Source organism: Emergencia sp. JLR.KK010, assembly GCF_037018265.1.
GTDB lineage: Bacteria > Bacillota > Clostridia > Peptostreptococcales > Anaerovoracaceae > Senimuribacter > Senimuribacter intestinalis.
The window spans coordinates 2,412,495-2,431,742 of record NZ_CP143550.1; the positions used below are offsets into that span (position 1 = coordinate 2,412,495).

Sequence of the window (19,248 nt, forward strand, 5' to 3'; positions counted from 1 at the left end):
CTAGTCTCTATCTCCTTTGCGTCTTCTTAGCAGTTCATCGATAAGCTGTTCGTTGAGTTTCTTTTGCATTTCGCGAAGAGAAGCAGCCTCCGGCATATCTGTCATTTGCATAACCCATAGGTACTTCTTCAAATCACACTGCTCAATACGTCTTGCAATAGCGCTGTGAATTGCCATCGCTCTTTCCTTCGCATTGATTAAATAAACTCGCGCAATAATACCGCCGCGCATTCTCTTAATCTCAATAAAACTGTCTACATTTCCCGCTGTGGAAATTGCCTCTTTGATTTCTCTCGCAATAGTCTGCCCAATAATCCTGGACTGTTCCTTTTGCATGAGTATCCAAAAAGACACTGCCGCAATGGTCCCCAAGCAAATACCCGCTATGTCTCCAAAGCTTTCCCTGGTCGCAAAGAGCATAATATATCCGAGCGGAAGGCCAAGCCATTTCATCATTCCAATTATTTTAACTGCTTTTTCCATACTAACCCTCTTGTCTTTTCATTTTCAATTTCCTCATTATTATATGCCCTATCGACATCAATGTCAAAGAAAAATACAAAAGTTATCATATCCAGTTTTTTTGTCTTAATGTAAGAGAAAAAATGTGGTAAAATAAGGACATAGAAAATCGAAATTTTGGAGGCTCCCTGTATGAAACTTAATCAATATTTTGACCATACACAACTAAAACCGGATGCAACTGAAGATCAGATTGCTACCCTTTGCCGTGAAGCAAAAGACTACGGCTTTTATTCCGTCTGCGTCAACTCTTCTTACGTTTCCTTTGCTGCCAGCCAGCTTTCTGACAGCGATGTAAAAATCGCAGCTGTCGTAGGATTTCCGCTCGGCGCCTGCACCACTGCTTCTAAGGTCTTTGAAACGGAAGAAGCCTGCAAAGCTGGTGCAAAGGAAATTGATATGGTTCTCCATGTAGGCATGCTAAAATCAGGAAAATACGATTACGTCAGAGATGATATAGCCGCAGTGGTTTCTGCCGCTGCCGCATATGAGGCTGCCGTAAAAGTAATTTTAGAAACCTGCCTTCTAACCGACGAAAAAATCATCACAGCCTGCCATCTGGCGCAAGCTGCCGGTGCAGCCTTTGTGAAAACTTCAACCGGCTTCAGCAGCGGTGGTGCCACCGAACATCACATTCGTCTGATGCGGCAGACCGTTGGCAGTTCCATGGGTGTCAAAGCCTCTGGCGGTATCAGAACCTATACTGATGTGCAAAAAATGATTGCTGCCGGCGCAGATAGAATCGGCGCAAGTGCCAGTGTTTCTATTATGAAAGAGGCTGCCTTAGAAACAAAATAACCCCATACGATTTCGCCGATTTCGTACGGATTGACCGCGTATAGACAAAAACAGGAGCCTTACGACTCCTGTTCTTCTTTGTAATAACGGTTTAAATATAACAAATATCCGGTTCTATTTTTAATACTTTTTCCCGTATACGGGTTGATATATCCGATTACTTCGTTCACAGACGGAAACTGATAATACTCTAGTACCGCCTCAACCTGAGAAAATATGTCATCGCTGTCGCTTACATAAAATGAGTCGACTCTCCCATACAAATTCCTGCACAAATCCGCTATCGTACTGTAATCTGTGTAGCGCTCTGCAAACTTATCTGCTGCTTTCTGCAGTCTCTCCTCATCATCGTCAACCTCTACGAGGTCGTCAGTAATTTCCAAGTCGTAAAAGATAACACTGCGTACACTTTCTGCAATACTCTGTACTTCCCAGTCTTCGTCACTGTAATCTGATGTCGAATAGACCGTATCCCAGTTATCATCGTAGTAGTTTGTATCGCTTCCATCACACATACTGAATAATGAAACTGCGATGATTAAAAGGATACCTGCGATTACTTTCAGTCCGGAGCCGTCAAAGTTACCTTCAGCATGCCCGCTGCTATTCTGACTCCTGGCAGCCGCATCTCCAAGAGACGGCGGCTGCGTCGCATCTTCCTGCGATGCATTTGCTTCTCCGAAGTTTTCTTTTAGATTTTCTTTTATACTATCTCGAAATTCCTCCGCCTTTGTCTTGAAAGCAGATAAGTCCGGCGTCTTAAATTCTCGCTTTTCACTACTGTTAGAGTTTACCTCTTCCCGTTCCAGTCTCAGCTTCTGCAGCGGATGAAATTCTTCCCCTTCCATCTCCTGCCGTCTTTTCTCATACTGCTGTTCCTTTGCTTTTCTGCGGTCTCTTCGCGCTTTATCTTCGTCCGCCTCCCGCATTCTGGTCAGCGTTCTTTCCGAAAGATCAGTGCCCCCTGGACTTCCACCGGCTCTTTGATATGCTCTGGCATACGCTTCGTTCAGTTCCGCAATCTTTCTTCTGACATACTCCGGATCGTCCTCATAATCAGCGCTTTTATATTTTGTCAGCCGCTTCGCGTAGGCCGCCTTTACCTGCTCCTTCGTAGCGTCCTCTCTCAGTCCTAATAATGCAAAATTTCTATCCATCACTTACCTCTTTTGCTTCTGGGAAAACTTGCTTCGTTTAGTCGTATTATATAATAATTTCTTCATCGCTGCAATAGCTTTCACCGTTCATTGCACGGCAAACACACGAAAAATATAACATTGACAAAATCCTTATTATTGCAACATACTGTTGAGCGCCAACTTCAACATTTTTTATCTAAATTCTTGCGTTCGCTCTCATGAAAATGCCAACTCCGCCAAGAAAATTTTTGATTCTTGCGTTAATCGGGCGGTTTGCTTCTTTTCATTTTGAAAAAACGCCAACCGTATTTCAATTTTTGCGAAATATTGCGTGCAAACGCAAGAATCTCGAAAAAAACTTTGATGTTGGCGCTACGCTTCCGCATTCCGGTCAGCCAGGGATTTCGCTAACAAAAGCTGGTACACTTTGACCTTGCTGCGTGAGTTCAGATGGTGGATTTTTGACAGCTAACGCAATCTTTCATGCGTTTGCAATGCCGCAGTCAAGGATAAAAATATGCGAATGATAGATTTGCACAACGCATTTCCGACATAAAAAAACTGCCGACCATACTGATTACTCAATATCTTCGGCAGTTTACATTGGTCGGAGTAGTCAGGCTCGAACTGACGGCCTCTGCGTCCCGAACACAGCGCGCTACCAACTGCGCCATACCCCGTCGCCAACATATAATATTATAACATAGTTTTTCAAAAAGAAAAGAGGGAAATTTATAATTCTCATAAATTTCCCCGTTCACGTCTGCACCATTATCAGCATTTTTGCCCTAAATGGTGCAATCTATTATTTCATTTTGCAGTAGCCTCTTTGCATTTTCGATATCTTCTGGCATGAATCTAAATACCCAAAATTCGTTTAATATGCGCTACATTGCGCCTCGACGCGAAAACATTTTCTCCATTGGTCAGCGTCATGCAAATGGTGCCGCTAAAGCTTAAATCCAGCTTTGCGATATGCTTTAGGTTTACAATTTCTGAATTGGAAATACGCAGAAACAACTTCTGATCCAGCCTTCCCTCAAGTTCATAAAGTCTCAGCCTGATTACAAATTCCCCCTCCAAAGTCTGCGCGAAGACCTTTTGTTCCAGTGCGTAAAATCTAACGATATCTTTCGGATCAAGCAAATAAACCATGTCGTCCAAAAATCCCGCCAGCAGATTCTGCTTTGCACTGGACAACCTTTGAATCAGTTCGTGAATTTCTTCCGTCATACAGCTGGTTCTAATGGTGACTTCTGATTCGGTGCAAACTTCGTCTATTTCTATTTTAATCTCCACCTGTGCAACCTCCTTATTCTGCTAATCGGTATATTTTAGCATTTTCTCTATCAAAGCTCTCCCGATTTTTGATAAGTGGTCGCTTTTCCCCTACAATTGGCATTTTATAGTAGCCAAGTGATAGTCTCCTTTGAAATTTCAAATCCTAGCTTTCTTTGCAATGCTTCAGAAGCTTCATTGCCGATGACGATTTCTCCATAAGGGATGTCGCCTTTGTCAATCATGTAGTTGATCATAAACCGTTCCAGCGCCTCGCCATAGCCGCGTCTCTGATATGTCGGAAAAATATCCAAAAGGCCCAGACTGCCATCCAGGTGATTTCCCGAAAATCCTACAAAGTCCTCGCCTGCAAAGGCGCAGAATAAATTGCCGCGGCGGCTGATTTCGTCTACTTCTTCCGGTGGAATGGTATGATAAACTTCTTTAATTTTCGCAATATATTCCGCGTTTGCGCGCTCAATACGCAGGTCTGTCTCAAGTTCCACTTTTTCCTTAGAAAAGCGCGCGACCTTCTTGCATGGAAAAAAAGTGTACAATCCAAACTTCTCTGAAGCGTAAGGTACCAGTTCCTCCTGGCACAAAACAAGCTGATAGCAGTCTGTAATGCAGTCTATCAGGTCTTTCCCCTTTTCTAAACTTGCGGCTGCCAGCATGTGAACATTACTACTTTGATCCAAAAGCAGCACCCCATCCTCTGAGGCGTCTAAAAACTCAGCTGTACCCCTGCGAATGGATTCTAGCATGGCAATATGCAGCAATCTATTTTTTTCCAAATATTGAATCGCTTTATCCTTCATAGTTTTACCTCTCTTATATATTGTTACCACAAACTAAGGTTACTGCAGTCTATATCGATATCGAATTTCGCGCAGGTTTTTACCGCCAATACAATCCTCAAAAACATCATCCGTCTGCTGAAAACCGAACTTCTCATAAAAACGCCTCGCACTGACATTTTCCTCAAGAACCCACAAAAATGCTTCTTCATATCCCTGTGCCTTCAACTCCATAACAACGGATTCTAAAAGAATCTTTCCATAACCCTTTCCCATATAATCGGGCAACAGATAGATTGAGATGATCTCTCCCTGCTCTGCAAACTGTTCAAAACGAGACTTACAGAAGCTACTGGTTCCCATAATTTCTCCATATTCTATTAAAACCATTGTCTCCCATCCCTCACAATCCAGATTTTGCGCCCACTTTCCTGTAGGAATCGAATCCAAATAGTCCTGCGGGATTATGCCGCGATAGGTATACTTCCAGCTTTCCTCGTATACTTTACTGATTGCCACTCTGTCATCGTCTGCTTTGATGTAGCGTACTTCCATACAATCCCTCCTCTGTTTTTTTATTTTATCATAAACAGATTCCTGATTCAAGCAGGATACCGTACCTATTCACAGCGAAGCAATGTAAAATCCCTATCTGCACACTCTTTCCGCATCGATAGGGATTTCTTTTTCAATTACTTTTTTTCGAGATTGATCTCAGAAAGCCACGCTGCGACCTCTGCTTCTCTTACTCTGCCCGGCAAAAGCCTGCCTGGCAGCCATTTTGCAGAGCCTTTGCAAACAGCTTGTAAATCAGCCTCAGTTCCGCCCAGACCACTGCCGCCGGATGTAGCAAATACAGCAATCTGCTTTCCTGAAAAGTCATAACTTTCCAAAAATGTTTCGATAATTCTTGGCGCTGTATACCACCAAATTGGAAAGCCTATCAGCACTGTATCGTAGCCTTCCATGCCGCTGACCATGTCCGCAATGGCAGGTCTTGCAGCTTTGTCGTTCATTTCCACGGTACTGCGGGATTTTTTATCCATCCAGTTTAAATCTGCAGAGGTGTACGGCACTTCCGGCTTAATTTCATATAAATCACCGCCGCAAGCTTCTGCAGTCTTCTTTGCAACGCCTGCAGTCACTCCACTGGCAGAAAAATACGCAACTAAAGTTTTACTCATTATTAATTACTCCTTTTATCTTCTTTTATTTACATACCTCTTCAATGCATGTAAGAGCATTGAGGGTTCTCGGATAGCCGATATACGGCAGACATGTGGTTACCGTCTCAATCAAAAGCTTCTTAGTATTTCCCACAGATAAATTTCCTGCGGCATGGGCTTTTGCCTGAGGATCGCAGCCACCGATAGAAATAATTGCCGTAAAAGTAAGGAGCTCGCGAACCTTTAAATCCAAATATCCCCGCGTATAATAGTCACCAAAGCAGTTAGCAGACAGGCAGTCCTGTATATGTTTTGTTTCTGCAGGAGCACTTTCTCTCATCCTACGAATTTGATCGCCGAAAATACTAATCTGCACAGCCAGCCCTTTCTCAAATCGTGTATCTGCCGTTGTCTCAGACATATCTTCCCCCTGCGGCTCTATACCAAGCGCGCAAAGAGTCTCATTGACTACTGCAAGGGCTGCACTGACTCTTGGATATCCGATGTACGGCGCTGCCTGATACATCGCCTCTTTGATTTCTGTCACAGATACTCCTGCAGCAATACACGCCTGCACCTTTTCGGGAATCTCCTGTAAGGTCTGAATTGCTGTCAAACAAACCAACCCAACCATGCCTCGGAGTTTGCCATCCGCTAAACCATACTCTGCAATTTCATTTTCAAAAAAAGCTTTTTGTATTTCATAAAAGCTGCTATCGTACTCCTTCATAATGCGTCTCCTATTTCAGTTTTCCATACTCCTCATCGGAAACCAGTTCCAGCCACTCATTGCTACCGTTTTCAGCAGGCACCTCGATAGCAAGATGCGCAAACCAGCTGTCCTTTGCCGCACCGTGCCAATGTTTTACACCCCTTGGAATATTCACCACATCGCCGGGATGAAGATCTCTTGCTTCTTCGCCCCACGCCTGATAATAACCGCGCCCTGCCGTTACCAGCAAAATCTGTCCGCCTCCTTTATCGGCATGGTGAATATGCCAGTTGTTGCGGCAACCCGGCTCAAAGGTCACGTTACCGATGACAACCTGCTTCAACGACAGCATATTCAAATAGCTCTGTCCCGTAAAATACTGTGCAAAACCATCATTTGTATTTCCCATAGGAAATATGGATAACTCTTTTCTTTCCACTTTCTTAACCTCCGTCTATTCTTTTCAGCCCAATCTTCTGCCTGCTCTTACATGCCCAAAGCACCTACGAATTCTTTCATTGCCTGGGAAATTTTAATCTGCTGCGGACATACAGCCTCGCAGCTTCCGCATCCGATACATGCACTCGGCTGTTTTTCTTTTTCCACAGCAGAAAGCGCCATCGGCGCGATGAAACTCATACCTCCTGCCAAAGTGGTTGAACGATGCTCATTATACAGAGAAAGCAGATACGGAATATCAAGACCCTGCGGACAGTGAGTCGTACAGTAACGACATTCAGTGCAAGGTAGCGCCACCTTTGCCGCCATCTCATCTGCAATTTTCTGCAGTACTCTCTGCTCATTCTGATTCAAAGACTTTTCAGTCTCAAAAGTTTCGATATTTGCAAGAAGCTGCTCCATGTTTGACATGCCGGAAAGGATCATCGTAACCTCCGGAATGGATTGCAGGAATCTGAAAGCCCAAGATACCGCAGTTTCGTCAGGACGAAGTGCAGCTAATTTTGCAGTTTCCTCTTCGGTGAGGTTTGCAAGTCTACCACCGCGCAGAGGTTCCATCACCCATACGGGAATTTCATATTCTTTCAAAAGTTCCAGCTTTGCCTGCGCATCCTGGAACTTCAAATCCAGATAGTTCAGCTGAATCTGACAAAACTCCATCTCTTTGCCGTACTTTTCCAAAAATCGTCTCATTACAGGAGCTTCTCCGTGAGCAGAAAATCCTAAATGTTTAATTCTTCCATTTTTCTTCTGCTCCATCAAATATGCAAAGATGCCATGACTTTCGTCCAAATATGCGTCAATATTCATCTCGCACACATTGTGGAATAAATAAAAATCGAAATGGTCAGCCCTGCACTTTTCCAGCTGCTTCTCAAAAATCTCTTCGACTTTATCCATGTTAGAAAGGTCGTAGCCGGGAAACTTTGTCGCAAGGTAGAAGCTGTCTCTCGGATATTCTGAAAGAATTTCTCCCATAATCAGTTCAGAGTTTCCCTCGTGATAGCCCCATGCTGTATCGTAATAGTTGATTCCTTTTTTCATCGCCTCGCTGACCATAGCAGATGCTGCCTGTTTGTCAATTTCAGCATCCTTTCCGTCCACGGTCGGAAGCCGCATAGCGCCAAAGCCTAAAGCTGACAATTTTAAGTCCTGAAAATCTTTATAGATCATGTTCCTTCTCCTTTTTCTGTTTTTTTATGGTGTAAATGAGATAATCGAGGCAATCCAATTTCTTCTGCTCTTCATGAACCTGCTCTAAAAGCTGGCACCTGTATCTGCATAAAATCTGCAGCCGTCTGTCGTATTCTCTTTCTCCACAGCATGCCAAAACCTGTTCGATGGTCGCATTGCTACATCCTGCATCTTCCAGATTTTGAAGCAGCCCTGTATCACATGCCCTCTGCTCTTTCATTTGTTCGCCTCCTTCATTTCCATTATACTTACGCATCTTTCTAATAACAAATACTTATAAAGAATACTCTCATATAGACAAAAAGCATGGTTGACAGTATAGTAAATGTCAGCTTATAATAGATTCAACATGAAAAAGGAGGTTCTTCAATGGAATTAAGAGTGTTACGGTATTTTCTGGCAGTTGCCAGAGAAGAAAGTATTACAGCCGCCGCCCAGCAGCTTCATGTGACGCAGCCCACCTTATCACGACAACTAATGGATTTAGAAGAAGAACTTGGAAGTCCTCTCTTTATTCGTGGTAATCGAAAAATCACCTTAACGGAAGAAGGTCGTTTTCTGCGTAAACGAGCCCAGGAAATTATCGATTTGACTGATAAGACACAAGCTGAGTTTAACAGTGTAGAAGATATGATTACAGGTAATGTCCATATCGGTGCAGGAGAGACCCAGGCGATTCGTCTCTTAGCAAAAGCTGCCTGTCGCCTTGGCGATGAGCAGCCGCATATACATTATCAATTGTTCAGCGTCAATGCCGATGATGTCATGGAAAAACTGGATAAGGGACTTTTAGATTTTGGTATTGTCATTCAGCCTGTGGATATCAGCAAATATGACAGTTTGCAGCTACCTTATCAAGATGTCTGGGGTGTTCTAATGCGGCGTGATGCCCCTTTAGCAAACAAGGATTATATAGAACCTGCAGATTTAAAAGATTTGCCGCTTCTGTGTTCCAGACAGAGTCTGCTCAAATCAGATCTGAGCGACTGGTATGGTTCAGACTTTGAACAACTAAACATCATTATTCGCTATAATCTCATCTACAACGCAGCTCTGATGGTAGAGGAAGGTCTCGGCTATGCCATCACCCTTGATGGTCTCATCAATACCACAGGCGACAGCACATTGTGTTTCAAACCACTTGCACCAAAACTGACTGCAAACCTTTATCTCATTTGGAAAAAATATCAGGTATTTTCTAAAGCCTCGGAAAAATTTTTAGCGTATTTGAAAGACGATCTTTCTACAGCAATGCCTCCGCCCCTTTATTAGCGTAGGCTAACTGCATTATCAATCTATACTTTCGTCTTCATTTTGTCAAAATATACTACCATAAATTTGACAAAGCAGTGACAAGCTTTTTATCTTTACGCAGTATGATTCATCTTTTATATCTTAAATGTATCCCCAAACCAGTTTTACTGCATATAATGTATCATAATACAACAAAAAATAATAACGAGGTGGTTTCAATTGGATAACCATAATCTGTGGTTTCATTCGCAGGACTTATTTTGTATGAAAAGTCGTCCCAGCAAAGAAAATCGTCAAAATATATTACAAAACTCGCTGGATTTTAAGCCCGAAGAAAACACATCTAAACCCGATGCTTCTCAGTATACAAACATGCCATCCCCTTACTATTGCGAACCTGGACCAATGGGTCAAAGAGGCGAGCCCGGCCCTTGCGGTCCTCAGGGAGAGCGCGGTAAAACCGGTCCACAAGGCGTTACCGGTCCGCAAGGACCGCAAGGTGCAACCGGACCGATGGGACCAAAAGGCGATCCTGGAGTACAAGGGCCGCAAGGGCCTCCCGGCTATCCACAAAACAGTGTGTTTGCATCATTCATTAATGCAGAAACCCTTTTACCAGAAGAGATTCTCCTTCCATTAAATACCCACATACCGGATCCAAGTGGGAATATTTCTCTCCATGACTCCTGTTCCATTATTTTAAAACCAGGATATTACACAATTTATTATCATCTATCTACAACAGCAAAATCGTCTGGCGCCATAGAATTGATGCCGTTTTTTAATGACTCTAATCAGTCGTTATATGCAGAATGCGTCAATGTTGAAAAACGAAATGAATTGGTAAAATTGTCAAGATATTTTATCGTTGAAACTCATGATGACACTTCTTTGCAATTTACATGGTCTTCTTCTGTCAATACCGCCAGAACGACTATGAATATCATTATACAAAAACTCAACAGACAATAAAACTATAGGAGGACCAAATATGATCACAATAAGTCTTTGTATGATTGTTAAAAATGAGGAAAAACACCTTGCCCGCTGCCTTGATCATATCGCAAATCTTGTAGACGAAATAATTATTGTAGATACTGGTTCAACTGACCAGACATTAGAAATAGCATCTAAGTACACATCGAAGATTTATACCCATCCTTGGATAGACGATTTTTCTGATGCCCGCAACTACGCTTTTTCCAAAGCATCTATGGACTATTGCATGTGGATAGATGCAGACGATGTTCTGGAAAAAACAGAATCCCCAAAATTCCTACAGCTCAAACAGACACTAACATTAGATACCGATATCGTAATGATGAAATATCATACAGCCTTTGATGAAGCTGGCAATCCTTCTTTTTCCTATTTTAGAGAACGTTGGATAAAAAACTCTCCAGACCACCGTTGGGTCGGTGCCGTTCACGAAGTAATTCCGCTAAATGGCAAGATAATTTATTCTGACATTGCAGTCTGTCACAGAAAGATCGGTACAGGAGACCCTGATCGCAACTTGAAAATATACCAAAAACAACTGTCCACAGGAAGGCCTATGGATCCAAGGCAACAATATTATTATGGAAGAGAACTATACTATCATCAAAAATATGAAGAAGCAATTTCAGTTTTTGAACGTTTTCTGTCATCATCGGAAGGATGGATTGAAAATAAATTAGAAGCATGTTCTATCTGTGCCGACTGCTATTACCAATTAAATCAAGAGACCTCTGCTCTTCTGACTCTATTTCGCAGTCTCTCTTTCGATTTACCAAGAGCTGAATTATGCTGCCAGATTGGGAAACATTTCTTAGAGCGCAAAAACTACCAAAATGCTATCTATTGGTATAAAAATGCACTGCAGGCAAATCGAAATGAGTATGCTGGTGGTTTTATTTTGCCTGATTGCTATGATTACGTTCCTTTTTTACAGTTATGCGTGTGCTATGACAAATTAGGAGATAGACAAAAAGCAAAAGAATATAATGAGCGTGCTGGAATTTGTAAGCCTCATTCAAAAGCATACCTTTATAATAAACAGTATTTTGATGACCTGAACGTATAACCTGTGCCTTCTATAATTAATGAGAAAAACTTTGCGCTGCGTATTGTAACCAACATATAAAAATATCATATAATATATATGTCAAAAGTTTTTCGATTTTCAAGAAAACCCTTTGTTAATAATATAGAAAGGATATGTTTGATATGAATTCAAATAATTCATATAATTATAATACAAATCAGTACGACAACCCATATTTTTCTCCTTGCTGTAATCATGAACAGGATTGTCCAAAAGGTGATCAGGGACCGCAAGGTCCTCAAGGAGAAAAAGGTGATCCTGGCTGCCCTGGTCCAAAAGGTGACAGAGGAGAACAGGGACCGATGGGACCACAGGGTATTCCTGGCGCACCTGGTGCGAGAGGACCAAGGGGAAACACGGGACCGGTTGGACCTACTGGCAATACCGGACCAAGAGGTCTTGAAGGTCCAAGAGGATACGCAGGGCCACAGGGTATCCAGGGGATTCAGGGAGTTCGCGGTGATGTCGGACCAAAAGGTGATCCCGGCTGCGAAGGACCGAAAGGTGATATTGGACCACAAGGTCCAGTAGGAAATACCGGCCCAACTGGTCCCATCGGTCCACAGGGCGATATAGGGCCGCAGGGTCCAAGAGGCATTCCTGGCATCACAGGACCGACTGGTCCTACTGGACCAATGGGGCCGCAAGGTGTTACTGGTGCACAAGGTATTCAAGGTGTTACTGGTCCAATGGGAACCCAAGGTCCAAAGGGCTGCCCTGGAGATGACGGACCAACCGGACCAACTGGACCTATCGGTCCAACTGGCGCTAACGGTGTAACTGGTCCTACTGGCCCTGCTGGCGCTGACGGTGCAACTGGACCGACCGGTCCTGCTGGCGCCGATGGCGTTACTGGTCCAACTGGTCCGACTGGCGCTAATGGTGTTACTGGTCCTACCGGTCCTGCTGGCGCTGACGGTGTTACTGGCCCTGCCGGTCCTACCGGTCCTGCTGGTGCCGATGGCGTTACTGGTCCTGCTGGTCCTACCGGTCCTGCTGGCGCTGATGGCGTTACTGGTCCAACTGGTCCGACTGGCGCTGATGGCGTTACTGGTCCCGCTGGCCCTACCGGTCCTGCTGGTGCAGATGGCGTTACTGGCCCTGCTGGTCCTACCGGTCCTGCTGGTGCAGACGGTGTTACTGGCCCTGCTGGTCCTACCGGTCCTGCCGGCGCTGACGGTGTTACTGGCCCTGCCGGTCCTACCGGTCCTGCTGGTGCAGACGGTGCTACTGGCCCTGCTGGTACCGGTGCCATTATCCCATTTGCTTCAGGACTTCCAGTTGCTTTAACAACAGTAGCTGGTGGGCTTGCCGGACTTCCTGCCTTTGTTGGTTTCGGAAGCAGTGCGCAAGGACTTACAGTACTAGGTTCCAGCATTAATATTACAAATGCTGCAGGAACGCTTTCAAACTTTGCTTTTCAGGTTCCTCGTGCTGGCACAATTACCTCATTCAGTGCATTTTTCAGCACAACAGCAGCACTCTCTCTGGTGGGCTCCACTGTCGCCGTAAATGCACAAATCTATCAATCCACAACACCTAATAATGTGTTCTCTCCGATTCCTGGAACTTTAATCAACTTAACACCATCACTTACTGGAATCATATCCATTGGAACATTATTAAATGGTTCTCTCACAGGACTCAACATTCCAGTAACTGCTGGAACCCGACTGATGCTGGTATTCTCAGCATCGGCAAGCGGTCTAACACTGGTTAATACTGTTGTAGGATATGCAAGTGCTGGCTTGAGCATTAATTAAGATTAAAATAAACTCTTTAGCGAAGCAGTTTCAGCTGCTTCGCTATTTCTTTATGCAGCCCGAAAACTGGCTCTACATTTTGTCAAATCCCATAAATTGCATAGTCGAATGACTTCAAATTAAATTTCATTCCATATATAGCAAAATAGATAGGCTAAGCCTATCTATTTCTTTGGTGCGGTCTAAGGGATTCGAACCCCCACGGTTTCCCACACGGACCTGAACCGTGCGCGTCTGCCAATTCCGCCAAGACCGCATATTTAATTTTATCAGCTGTGTTCCTGCCGACTATTCTATTATACATGACTACAGAAAAAATGCAAGTAAAATTTTTAAATTTTTTAGAGTTTCTTCGTATTTTTCCTGATACATTGACTGTAACTGAGAATGATTTCCTTTCGCTGAATAAACCTGCCCTGGCAAATCCCATTACTTTGAGCCAGACATCAGTCAGCTTGATACCTTCACTAAATTTTTTTATCATTACAGAACTTTACCCTTTGTTTGCCATAAAAAAGGAAAATATATCTACAAATCAGGCAAAAAAGGAGTGGATTGCTTCCGCAACCCGATTTTATCCTATATTTTCTCCTCATACAAATAAATTAGTACAAAGAAGTCGTTCTCCACTGCTCTTTTAACTGTAATCTCTGTTAGATTTTCCTTTTTTTGAACCAGCTAAGGGTAAAGTTCTGTAATTCATTTTAGCATCTCTATGTGAACCATCACCCTGAGGGCAATCTTGGTGCAAACACTCTTCCGTAAGTCTGTGGCAGCTCTACGTTTTACCGATATTGCTCTGCTAAAATTCTTGCCACATGTACCCCGCTGGCAGAAGCCTGCGACAGAGAGTGTGTCACACCAGAACCATCACCCAAGGCATAAAGCCCCGGTACACAGGTTTCCAGATTTTCATCAACTCGCACCTTAGAATTGTAAAATTTGACTTCTACACCATAAAGCAACGTATCTTCATTAGCCGTTCCTGGTGCAATTTTGTCCAAAGCGTAAATCATTTCAATGATACTATCAAGTTGTCGCTTTGGAATCACCAAACTCAAATCCCCCGGCGTTGCTCCAAGGGTCGGGCGGGTAAAACATTTTTCCATGCGCCTTGCACTGCTGCGGCGTCCCTTTACTAAATCACCGAATCTCTGCAGCAGCACACCACCACCCAACATGTTGGAAAGACGAGCAATAGATTCACCATATTCATTGCTGTCCTCAAAGGGCTCAGTGAAAGTGTTGGATACCAAAAGCGCAAAGTTGGTGTTTTCCGTATGCAGAGACGGGTCTCCATAACTGTGTCCATTGACCGTAACAATACCATTGGTATTCTCTGATACCACCTCACCACAAGGGTTCATGCAAAAAGTTCGCACCATATCATTGTAGCGATCTGTCTTATAGACAATTTTGCCCTCATAAACTGCATCGGTAATATGTTTAAATACCTCAGCTGGAAGTTCAACACGGACGCCGATATCAACCCGGTTCTTTTTCTGCTCAATTCCCAGTTTGTCGCAAACACCGGAAATCCACTTAGACCCAGATCGCCCTGTTGCAAGTACCAGCTTGTCGCATATAAAATCGCCCTTATTGGTATGCACCACAAAGCTGCCATCTTCCGCACGCTCCACATCCTCTATGGTCGTATAAAACTGAGTGTCGATTCTCTCCTTAATATAGTCAAAAATTCTGCCAAGAATTTCAATATTTCTGTCCGTTCCCAGATGGCGTACCTTTGCCTCCAACAGATGAAGATTATTCTGCAGGCAGCGAGTTTTCAAATCAGAATCGGCAGTGGAATAAAGCTTAGCTTCAGAACCGCCCATGGAACAAAGTACGCTGTCCACATACTCCATCAATTCCAGCGCTTCGTCTATTCCGACATATTTGTGCAAGTCACCACCAAACTGGGTCGTGATATTGTACTTTCCATCAGATAAAGTTCCTGCGCCGCCGTAGCCGTTCATAATATGGCACGGACTGCATTTCACACAGGTTTTCGTCTTGCCTGTCTTAATCGGACAGACTCTCTTCTCAAGCGGCGCTCCCTTATCCAGCATTAAAACACTTGCCTTATGAGAAAGCTTTGTCAGCTCATAGCTCATAAAAACACCGCTGGCTCCTGCACCTGCGATGATGATATCATATTTTTTCATCGTCCTTCTCCTTATTTTATCAGTACCTGCTTTAGGCACACGCAAAAATAGAACCGCCTCATAGAAGCGGTCCTTATGAATTACAAGCCTTCGTTCGGCAGTACTTTATTCAGCTTCTGCCATAATTGCATCGAATTCCTGTACAACACTGTTAAACAGTTCTTCATCTTCAATATCAACCAGCTCAAATTCGTCTTCGCCAACTTCATTATATCCATAAAGATAAACATCATCTGAATCATCTAATGGAATCAGTGCAATGTAATCCTTACCGGCATGATCGAAAATACCCATAATTTCACATTCCAGTTCAACGCCGTCTTCAAACTCTAAAGTGATGATATCAGCCTCGTCCTGCATGTTGTTCTTGTTCTCTGCCATATTAATCCTCCATTTCGCCGGAATCTGTACCGGCTTCCAATTGTTTCTTCACTATCTTAATAATATACCATTATTACTGAAATTTATCAACTAAAATATTCTTTTATGTTCTTTGCGATCTGCTCCAAAAGTGATAATGTCTTAAGAAAGCGCAAGAGAAAATGTCCCAAAAGGATTCCTAAAAAACACATATCATAGTAAACTATCTCTTCGGAGGTGGTTTTTATCAGAAAGGTTGAACTTAGAATGAAAGAACAGAAAAAGTACGAAGTGATTAAAAAGCTAAAAGAAACAAACGGAAACAAGAAAAGAGCTGCCGTCGAGCTAGGCTGTACCGTCCGCCACGTAAACCGAATGCTCAAAGGTTATGAGACGCAGGGAAAAGAATTCTTTTCCCACGGAAACAAAGGCAGAAGACCTGCATCTGCTCTCTCTGAGGAGTTAAAAGAGTCTATCCTGCTTCTCTACCAGAACAAATACTATGATTCGAACCTTACGCATTTCACAGAAAAATTGGCTGAGAATGAAGATATCCGGGTCTCAGAGGGAACCGTCAGAAATCTGCTTTACTCTCATGACATTCTCTCTCCCCTTGCATGGAAACGGACTCGCAGGAAACTCAAAGACAAGCTAAAAACCCAAAAGGATACTGCAACATCAAAGACAGAAAAAGAAAGCCTTCAGACTGCAATCGTTGACCTGGAAGATGCACATCCTACCAGAGCCAGATGTTCCTATGCCGGTGAGATGATTCAAATGGATGCGTCTGTACATCTTTGGTTTGGCGAAAACAAAAGCCATCTGCATGCCGCCATTGACGATGCCACGGGAACCCTTGTCGGCGCATATTTTGACAGCCAGGAAACCTTACATGGATACTACCAGGTCTTCCGCCAAATTCTTGAAAATTATGGCATTCCCTATATGTTCTACACTGACCGCAGAACCGTATTTGAATACAAAAAGAAAAATTCTCCAAATTTGGAGAATGATACATTTACGCAGTTTGCTTATGCATGCAAGCAATTCGGTGTCGATTTAAAAACAACCAGTATACCACAAGCCAAGGGCAGAGTTGAACGTCTTTTTAAAACCTTACAATCACGCCTGCCTGTCGAATTACGACTGGTAGGCGTGAAAACCCTGGAGCAGGCAAATGAATTCCTTCACTCCTACATAAAGAAATTCAACGCACAGTTCGCTCTACCCCTTAATCCTACCACGTCTGTATTTGAAACACAACCCTCAAAAGACAAAATCGACCTGTTTCTTTCCTTGCTCACACCCCGTATAGTGGATGCCGGTCATTCCATTCGGTTCAACAACCATCGGTACAAAATGTTGGATGAATCCGGCATGCATACAAACTACTACAAAGGAACGCAGGTGCTGGTAGCGCAGACCCTTAGCGGCAGGCTGTTTTGCAACGTAAACGGGCGAATTTACGCCTTGGAAGAGATTCCGTTGCATGAAGAAGTATCTCGGAATTTCAATACAGAAAAAGAACTTGCAGCAGCGAAGAAGCCAAAGAAGCAAAATATCCCGCCTATGCATCATCCTTGGCGCAAAGATAACTTTATGAAACATGTCTACGCTATGTATGGTAACGAAGCAACCTGGGCTGTTTAACTGCTCACGGTAACCCTTGCTTTTTGGTGCTAATATTGCACTTATTTTTGGACTTTTTCAATTACGGTTGACACTAAAATATTCTTTTATGTTCTTTGCGATTGTTTCTGTGATGCCGGGAACCTCTGAAAGCTGTTCCAAGGAGGCTTTTTTGATATTGTCGATGGACTCAAAATGATTCAAAAGCGCATTGCGCCTGGTCGGCCCTACACCACTGATATTATCGAGGACAGAGCGAATCGCATTTTTATTTCTCAGACTTCTGTGATAGTCAATCGCGAAACGGTGCACCTCTTCCTGAATAGTTCCTGCATATTTAAACAGAATAGGTCTTTCCCGAAGTTCCATCTCTCTTCCGTCTTCAAAAACAATCGCTCTGGTTCTGTGGCTGTCATCTTTTGCCATACCCACCACCGGAATATCAAGCCCCAGCGCAAAGAGTACTTTTCTCGCTGCAGTGACCTGTCCCTGTCCGCCGTCCATAAAAATTGCATCAGGAAGCTTTGCAAATGCCGGATCTCCTGCTTTCGCTCGCTTAAATCTTCTATAAATCATTTCCTGAAGACTGCCGTAATCATTAGGGCCTTCAATGGTTTTTATCTTAAACCTTCGGTAATCCCTGCGAATCTGTTTCGTTCCTTCAAAGACCACCATTGCTCCGACAGAATCCACGCCGTTAGTGTTGGAAATATCATAGGACTCAATCCGATATGCCTTCTTTTCTTCCGGAATATAGCCTGCCTGCCGCATCACATCTGCTACCTGCTGCCGTACTGCCGTCTGCTTTTCTTCGTTGAGCTTTGCCTTCTGTGAAAGTGTCTTAGTCATTTCGATACAATCGCTCTGTGCCATTTTCAGAAGTGCCCGCTTCTCCCCTTTCTGCGGCACAAAAATCCGTACTTTTCTGCCATCCCTGCTCAAAAATTCTTCCAGAAGTTCCTTGTCAGCAGGTTCCTCTTCTACCAATATCTCCGGCGGCACAACAGCCCACTGACTGTAATACTGCTTGATAAATTCCATTACCATTTCACTTCTCGCATCGTTTTCCCCAGTTTGAATCTGAAAGTTTTCTCTGCCAGAAAGTTTACCGTCACGGACAGTAAACAGTACGATAAAAGAATTCTCCTGGTCTTTGACCGGCAGCACCACATCCAGGTCCTTATCATGAACCATGGTAACGCGCTGCGTTTCGGAAATTGCCTCAATAGACAAGATATAGTCTCTATATTTGGCGGCTTCTTCAAACTCCAATTTCTCCGAAGCCTCCTGCATTTTCTCCGAAAGACTGCGAAGCAGCGGCTTTTCTTTTCCGCCGAGAAACTCAAGCACCTTGTCAATCTGCTGCCTATATTCTGCTTGGCTGATCTTTCCTGCGCAGACACCACGACACTGATTGATATGAAAATTCAAACAAGGTCTGTGACTTGCAGGAAACTCTCTGGCGCTGCATCTTTTCAGCGAGTAAATATTGGAGAGCAGCTCAACGATCTGATTCACTGCACCTGCATCACTGTAGGGACCAAAATACTTATTGCCGTCCTTTGCGATGATTCGCGTCTTTACAACTCTGGGGAAATCCTCTGTCGTGGTCACCTTTATATAAGGATAGGTCTTGTCATCTCGCAACAGCACATTGTATTTGGGCATATACTTCTTGATTAAATTACACTCTAAAATCAGCGCTTCCATCTCCGTACTACAGGTAATGTATTCAAATTCTGCAATATGAGAAACCAGCGCCCGTACCTTGGGGTTGGTCTTTGCCGCACTCTGAAAGTACTGTCTGACGCGATTTCTCAGAGAAATCGCCTTTCCAACATAAATAACCTGACCCAGTTTATCCTTATGCATATAAACTCCCGGACAATCCGGGAGCTTTTTTAAATTCTCTTTGATATCAAACAT

The 19,248-nt window shown here is 43.5% G+C and carries 20 protein-coding genes and 2 tRNA genes; 7 read left to right on the forward strand and 15 right to left on the reverse strand.

What is annotated here, in order from left to right; translation table 11 throughout:
* Nucleotides 1-483 (reverse strand): hypothetical protein, encoded by a 483-nt coding sequence (locus V1225_RS11600; RefSeq protein WP_160202750.1) that lies wholly within the window; start codon nucleotides 481-483, stop codon nucleotides 1-3.
* A gap of 171 nt (nucleotides 484-654) precedes the next feature.
* Here V1225_RS11600 and deoC point away from each other — a divergent pair, with 171 nt between their 5' ends.
* Nucleotides 655-1,320, forward strand: coding sequence for a deoxyribose-phosphate aldolase (gene deoC, locus V1225_RS11605; RefSeq protein ID WP_338546514.1), 666 nt, complete (start codon nucleotides 655-657; stop codon nucleotides 1,318-1,320).
* Nucleotides 1,321-1,379: 59 nt separating this feature from the next.
* Here the strand turns inward: deoC and V1225_RS11610 are convergent, their stop codons facing one another.
* The 10 genes from V1225_RS11610 to V1225_RS11655 all read right to left on the reverse strand — a co-directional run bounded on the left by V1225_RS11610 (nucleotide 1,380) and on the right by V1225_RS11655 (nucleotide 8,285).
* Entirely contained in the window at nucleotides 1,380-2,477 is a 1,098-nt protein-coding gene (locus V1225_RS11610) for a hypothetical protein (RefSeq protein WP_160202748.1), read from the reverse strand.
* A 586-nt stretch (nucleotides 2,478-3,063) separates the two neighbouring features.
* Nucleotides 3,064-3,139, reverse strand: a tRNA-Pro gene (locus tag V1225_RS11615).
* A gap of 178 nt (nucleotides 3,140-3,317) precedes the next feature.
* On the reverse strand, nucleotides 3,318-3,758 hold the full coding sequence (locus tag V1225_RS11620) for a LytTR family DNA-binding domain-containing protein (protein ID WP_160202746.1): 441 nt from the start codon (nucleotides 3,756-3,758) through the stop codon (nucleotides 3,318-3,320).
* Between the two features lie 104 nt (nucleotides 3,759-3,862).
* Entirely contained in the window at nucleotides 3,863-4,555 is a 693-nt protein-coding gene (locus tag V1225_RS11625) for a GNAT family N-acetyltransferase (RefSeq protein WP_160202745.1), read from the reverse strand.
* A 39-nt stretch (nucleotides 4,556-4,594) separates the two neighbouring features.
* Complete coding sequence (locus V1225_RS11630) at nucleotides 4,595-5,089, reverse strand: GNAT family N-acetyltransferase (RefSeq protein WP_160202744.1); 495 nt, start codon at nucleotides 5,087-5,089, stop codon at nucleotides 4,595-4,597.
* Between the two features lie 137 nt (nucleotides 5,090-5,226).
* Nucleotides 5,227-5,718: a flavodoxin gene (locus tag V1225_RS11635; RefSeq protein ID WP_160202743.1), complete on the reverse strand. Its 492-nt coding sequence runs from the start codon at nucleotides 5,716-5,718 to the stop codon at nucleotides 5,227-5,229.
* A 25-nt stretch (nucleotides 5,719-5,743) separates the two neighbouring features.
* Nucleotides 5,744-6,430, reverse strand: a complete 687-nt coding sequence (locus tag V1225_RS11640) for a carboxymuconolactone decarboxylase family protein (protein ID WP_338546518.1) — start codon at nucleotides 6,428-6,430, stop codon at nucleotides 5,744-5,746.
* A gap of 10 nt (nucleotides 6,431-6,440) precedes the next feature.
* Nucleotides 6,441-6,851: a cupin domain-containing protein gene (locus V1225_RS11645; RefSeq protein ID WP_338546520.1), complete on the reverse strand. Its 411-nt coding sequence runs from the start codon at nucleotides 6,849-6,851 to the stop codon at nucleotides 6,441-6,443.
* A gap of 47 nt (nucleotides 6,852-6,898) precedes the next feature.
* Entirely contained in the window at nucleotides 6,899-8,044 is a 1,146-nt protein-coding gene (locus V1225_RS11650) for an aldo/keto reductase (protein ID WP_338546522.1), read from the reverse strand.
* A complete protein-coding gene (locus V1225_RS11655; RefSeq protein ID WP_160202740.1) occupies nucleotides 8,034-8,285 on the reverse strand; it encodes a hypothetical protein in 252 nt (83 codons plus the stop codon). Before V1225_RS11655 ends, V1225_RS11650 begins: the two co-directional genes overlap by 11 nt.
* 149 nt (nucleotides 8,286-8,434) lie before the next feature.
* On the opposite strand from V1225_RS11655, the gene V1225_RS11660 reads away from it, so the two are divergent.
* The 4 genes from V1225_RS11660 to V1225_RS11675 all read left to right on the forward strand — a co-directional run bounded on the left by V1225_RS11660 (nucleotide 8,435) and on the right by V1225_RS11675 (nucleotide 13,168).
* Nucleotides 8,435-9,337, forward strand: a complete 903-nt coding sequence (locus V1225_RS11660; protein WP_338546524.1) for a LysR family transcriptional regulator — start codon at nucleotides 8,435-8,437, stop codon at nucleotides 9,335-9,337.
* 201 nt (nucleotides 9,338-9,538) lie between these two features.
* On the forward strand, nucleotides 9,539-10,291 hold the full coding sequence (locus V1225_RS11665) for a hypothetical protein (RefSeq protein ID WP_338546526.1): 753 nt from the start codon (nucleotides 9,539-9,541) through the stop codon (nucleotides 10,289-10,291).
* A gap of 19 nt (nucleotides 10,292-10,310) precedes the next feature.
* A complete protein-coding gene (locus V1225_RS11670) occupies nucleotides 10,311-11,384 on the forward strand; it encodes a glycosyltransferase (protein WP_338546528.1) in 1,074 nt (357 codons plus the stop codon).
* 143 nt (nucleotides 11,385-11,527) lie between these two features.
* Nucleotides 11,528-13,168, forward strand: a complete 1,641-nt coding sequence (locus tag V1225_RS11675) for an exosporium glycoprotein BclB-related protein (protein WP_338546529.1) — start codon at nucleotides 11,528-11,530, stop codon at nucleotides 13,166-13,168.
* Between the two features lie 173 nt (nucleotides 13,169-13,341).
* Here the strand turns inward: V1225_RS11675 and V1225_RS11680 are convergent.
* Nucleotides 13,342-13,424, reverse strand: a tRNA-Leu gene (locus V1225_RS11680).
* A gap of 46 nt (nucleotides 13,425-13,470) precedes the next feature.
* Here V1225_RS11680 and V1225_RS11685 point away from each other — a divergent pair.
* Nucleotides 13,471-13,809: a hypothetical protein gene (locus V1225_RS11685; protein WP_160202736.1), complete on the forward strand. Its 339-nt coding sequence runs from the start codon at nucleotides 13,471-13,473 to the stop codon at nucleotides 13,807-13,809.
* 144 nt (nucleotides 13,810-13,953) lie between these two features.
* Here the strand turns inward: V1225_RS11685 and V1225_RS11690 are convergent, their stop codons facing one another.
* Together V1225_RS11690 and V1225_RS11695 are read right to left on the reverse strand one after the other, a co-directional pair.
* Nucleotides 13,954-15,333, reverse strand: coding sequence for an NAD(P)/FAD-dependent oxidoreductase (locus V1225_RS11690; RefSeq protein ID WP_251632184.1), 1,380 nt, complete (start codon nucleotides 15,331-15,333; stop codon nucleotides 13,954-13,956).
* A gap of 105 nt (nucleotides 15,334-15,438) precedes the next feature.
* Nucleotides 15,439-15,714 (reverse strand): DUF1292 domain-containing protein, encoded by a 276-nt coding sequence (locus V1225_RS11695; RefSeq protein ID WP_160202734.1) that lies wholly within the window; start codon nucleotides 15,712-15,714, stop codon nucleotides 15,439-15,441.
* Between the two features lie 246 nt (nucleotides 15,715-15,960).
* Here V1225_RS11695 and V1225_RS11700 point away from each other — a divergent pair, with 246 nt between their 5' ends.
* Nucleotides 15,961-17,343, forward strand: coding sequence for an ISNCY family transposase (locus tag V1225_RS11700; RefSeq protein WP_338546532.1), 1,383 nt, complete (start codon nucleotides 15,961-15,963; stop codon nucleotides 17,341-17,343).
* 57 nt (nucleotides 17,344-17,400) lie between these two features.
* On the opposite strand, the gene uvrC is transcribed toward V1225_RS11700, so the two are convergent.
* Nucleotides 17,401-19,248, reverse strand: a complete 1,848-nt coding sequence (uvrC, locus tag V1225_RS11705; protein WP_275557855.1) for an excinuclease ABC subunit UvrC — start codon at nucleotides 19,246-19,248, stop codon at nucleotides 17,401-17,403.

Bases quoted from the DNA above. Each gene is read 5' to 3' on its own strand.
- V1225_RS11650 (WP_338546522.1), bottom strand. From the start codon at position 8,044: ATGATCTATAAAGATTTTCAGGACTTAAAATTGTCAGCTTTAGGCTTT.
- V1225_RS11610 (WP_160202748.1), bottom strand. From the start codon at position 2,477: ATGGATAGAAATTTTGCATTATTAGGACTGAGAGAGGACGCTACGAAG.
- V1225_RS11700 (WP_338546532.1), top strand. From the start codon at position 15,961: ATGAAAGAACAGAAAAAGTACGAAGTGATTAAAAAGCTAAAAGAAACA.
- uvrC (WP_275557855.1), bottom strand. From the start codon at position 19,248: ATGTTTGATATCAAAGAGAATTTAAAAAAGCTCCCGGATTGTCCGGGA.
- V1225_RS11675 (WP_338546529.1), top strand. From the start codon at position 11,528: ATGAATTCAAATAATTCATATAATTATAATACAAATCAGTACGACAAC.
- V1225_RS11630 (WP_160202744.1), bottom strand. From the start codon at position 5,089: ATGGAAGTACGCTACATCAAAGCAGACGATGACAGAGTGGCAATCAGT.
- V1225_RS11655 (WP_160202740.1), bottom strand. From the start codon at position 8,285: ATGAAAGAGCAGAGGGCATGTGATACAGGGCTGCTTCAAAATCTGGAA.
- V1225_RS11640 (WP_338546518.1), bottom strand. From the start codon at position 6,430: ATGAAGGAGTACGATAGCAGCTTTTATGAAATACAAAAAGCTTTTTTT.
- V1225_RS11670 (WP_338546528.1), top strand. From the start codon at position 10,311: ATGATCACAATAAGTCTTTGTATGATTGTTAAAAATGAGGAAAAACAC.
- V1225_RS11695 (WP_160202734.1), bottom strand. From the start codon at position 15,714: ATGGCAGAGAACAAGAACAACATGCAGGACGAGGCTGATATCATCACT.
- V1225_RS11625 (WP_160202745.1), bottom strand. From the start codon at position 4,555: ATGAAGGATAAAGCGATTCAATATTTGGAAAAAAATAGATTGCTGCAT.
- V1225_RS11660 (WP_338546524.1), top strand. From the start codon at position 8,435: ATGGAATTAAGAGTGTTACGGTATTTTCTGGCAGTTGCCAGAGAAGAA.
- deoC (WP_338546514.1), top strand. From the start codon at position 655: ATGAAACTTAATCAATATTTTGACCATACACAACTAAAACCGGATGCA.
- V1225_RS11600 (WP_160202750.1), bottom strand. From the start codon at position 483: ATGGAAAAAGCAGTTAAAATAATTGGAATGATGAAATGGCTTGGCCTT.
- V1225_RS11635 (WP_160202743.1), bottom strand. From the start codon at position 5,718: ATGAGTAAAACTTTAGTTGCGTATTTTTCTGCCAGTGGAGTGACTGCA.
- V1225_RS11690 (WP_251632184.1), bottom strand. From the start codon at position 15,333: ATGAAAAAATATGATATCATCATCGCAGGTGCAGGAGCCAGCGGTGTT.
- V1225_RS11685 (WP_160202736.1), top strand. From the start codon at position 13,471: ATGACTACAGAAAAAATGCAAGTAAAATTTTTAAATTTTTTAGAGTTT.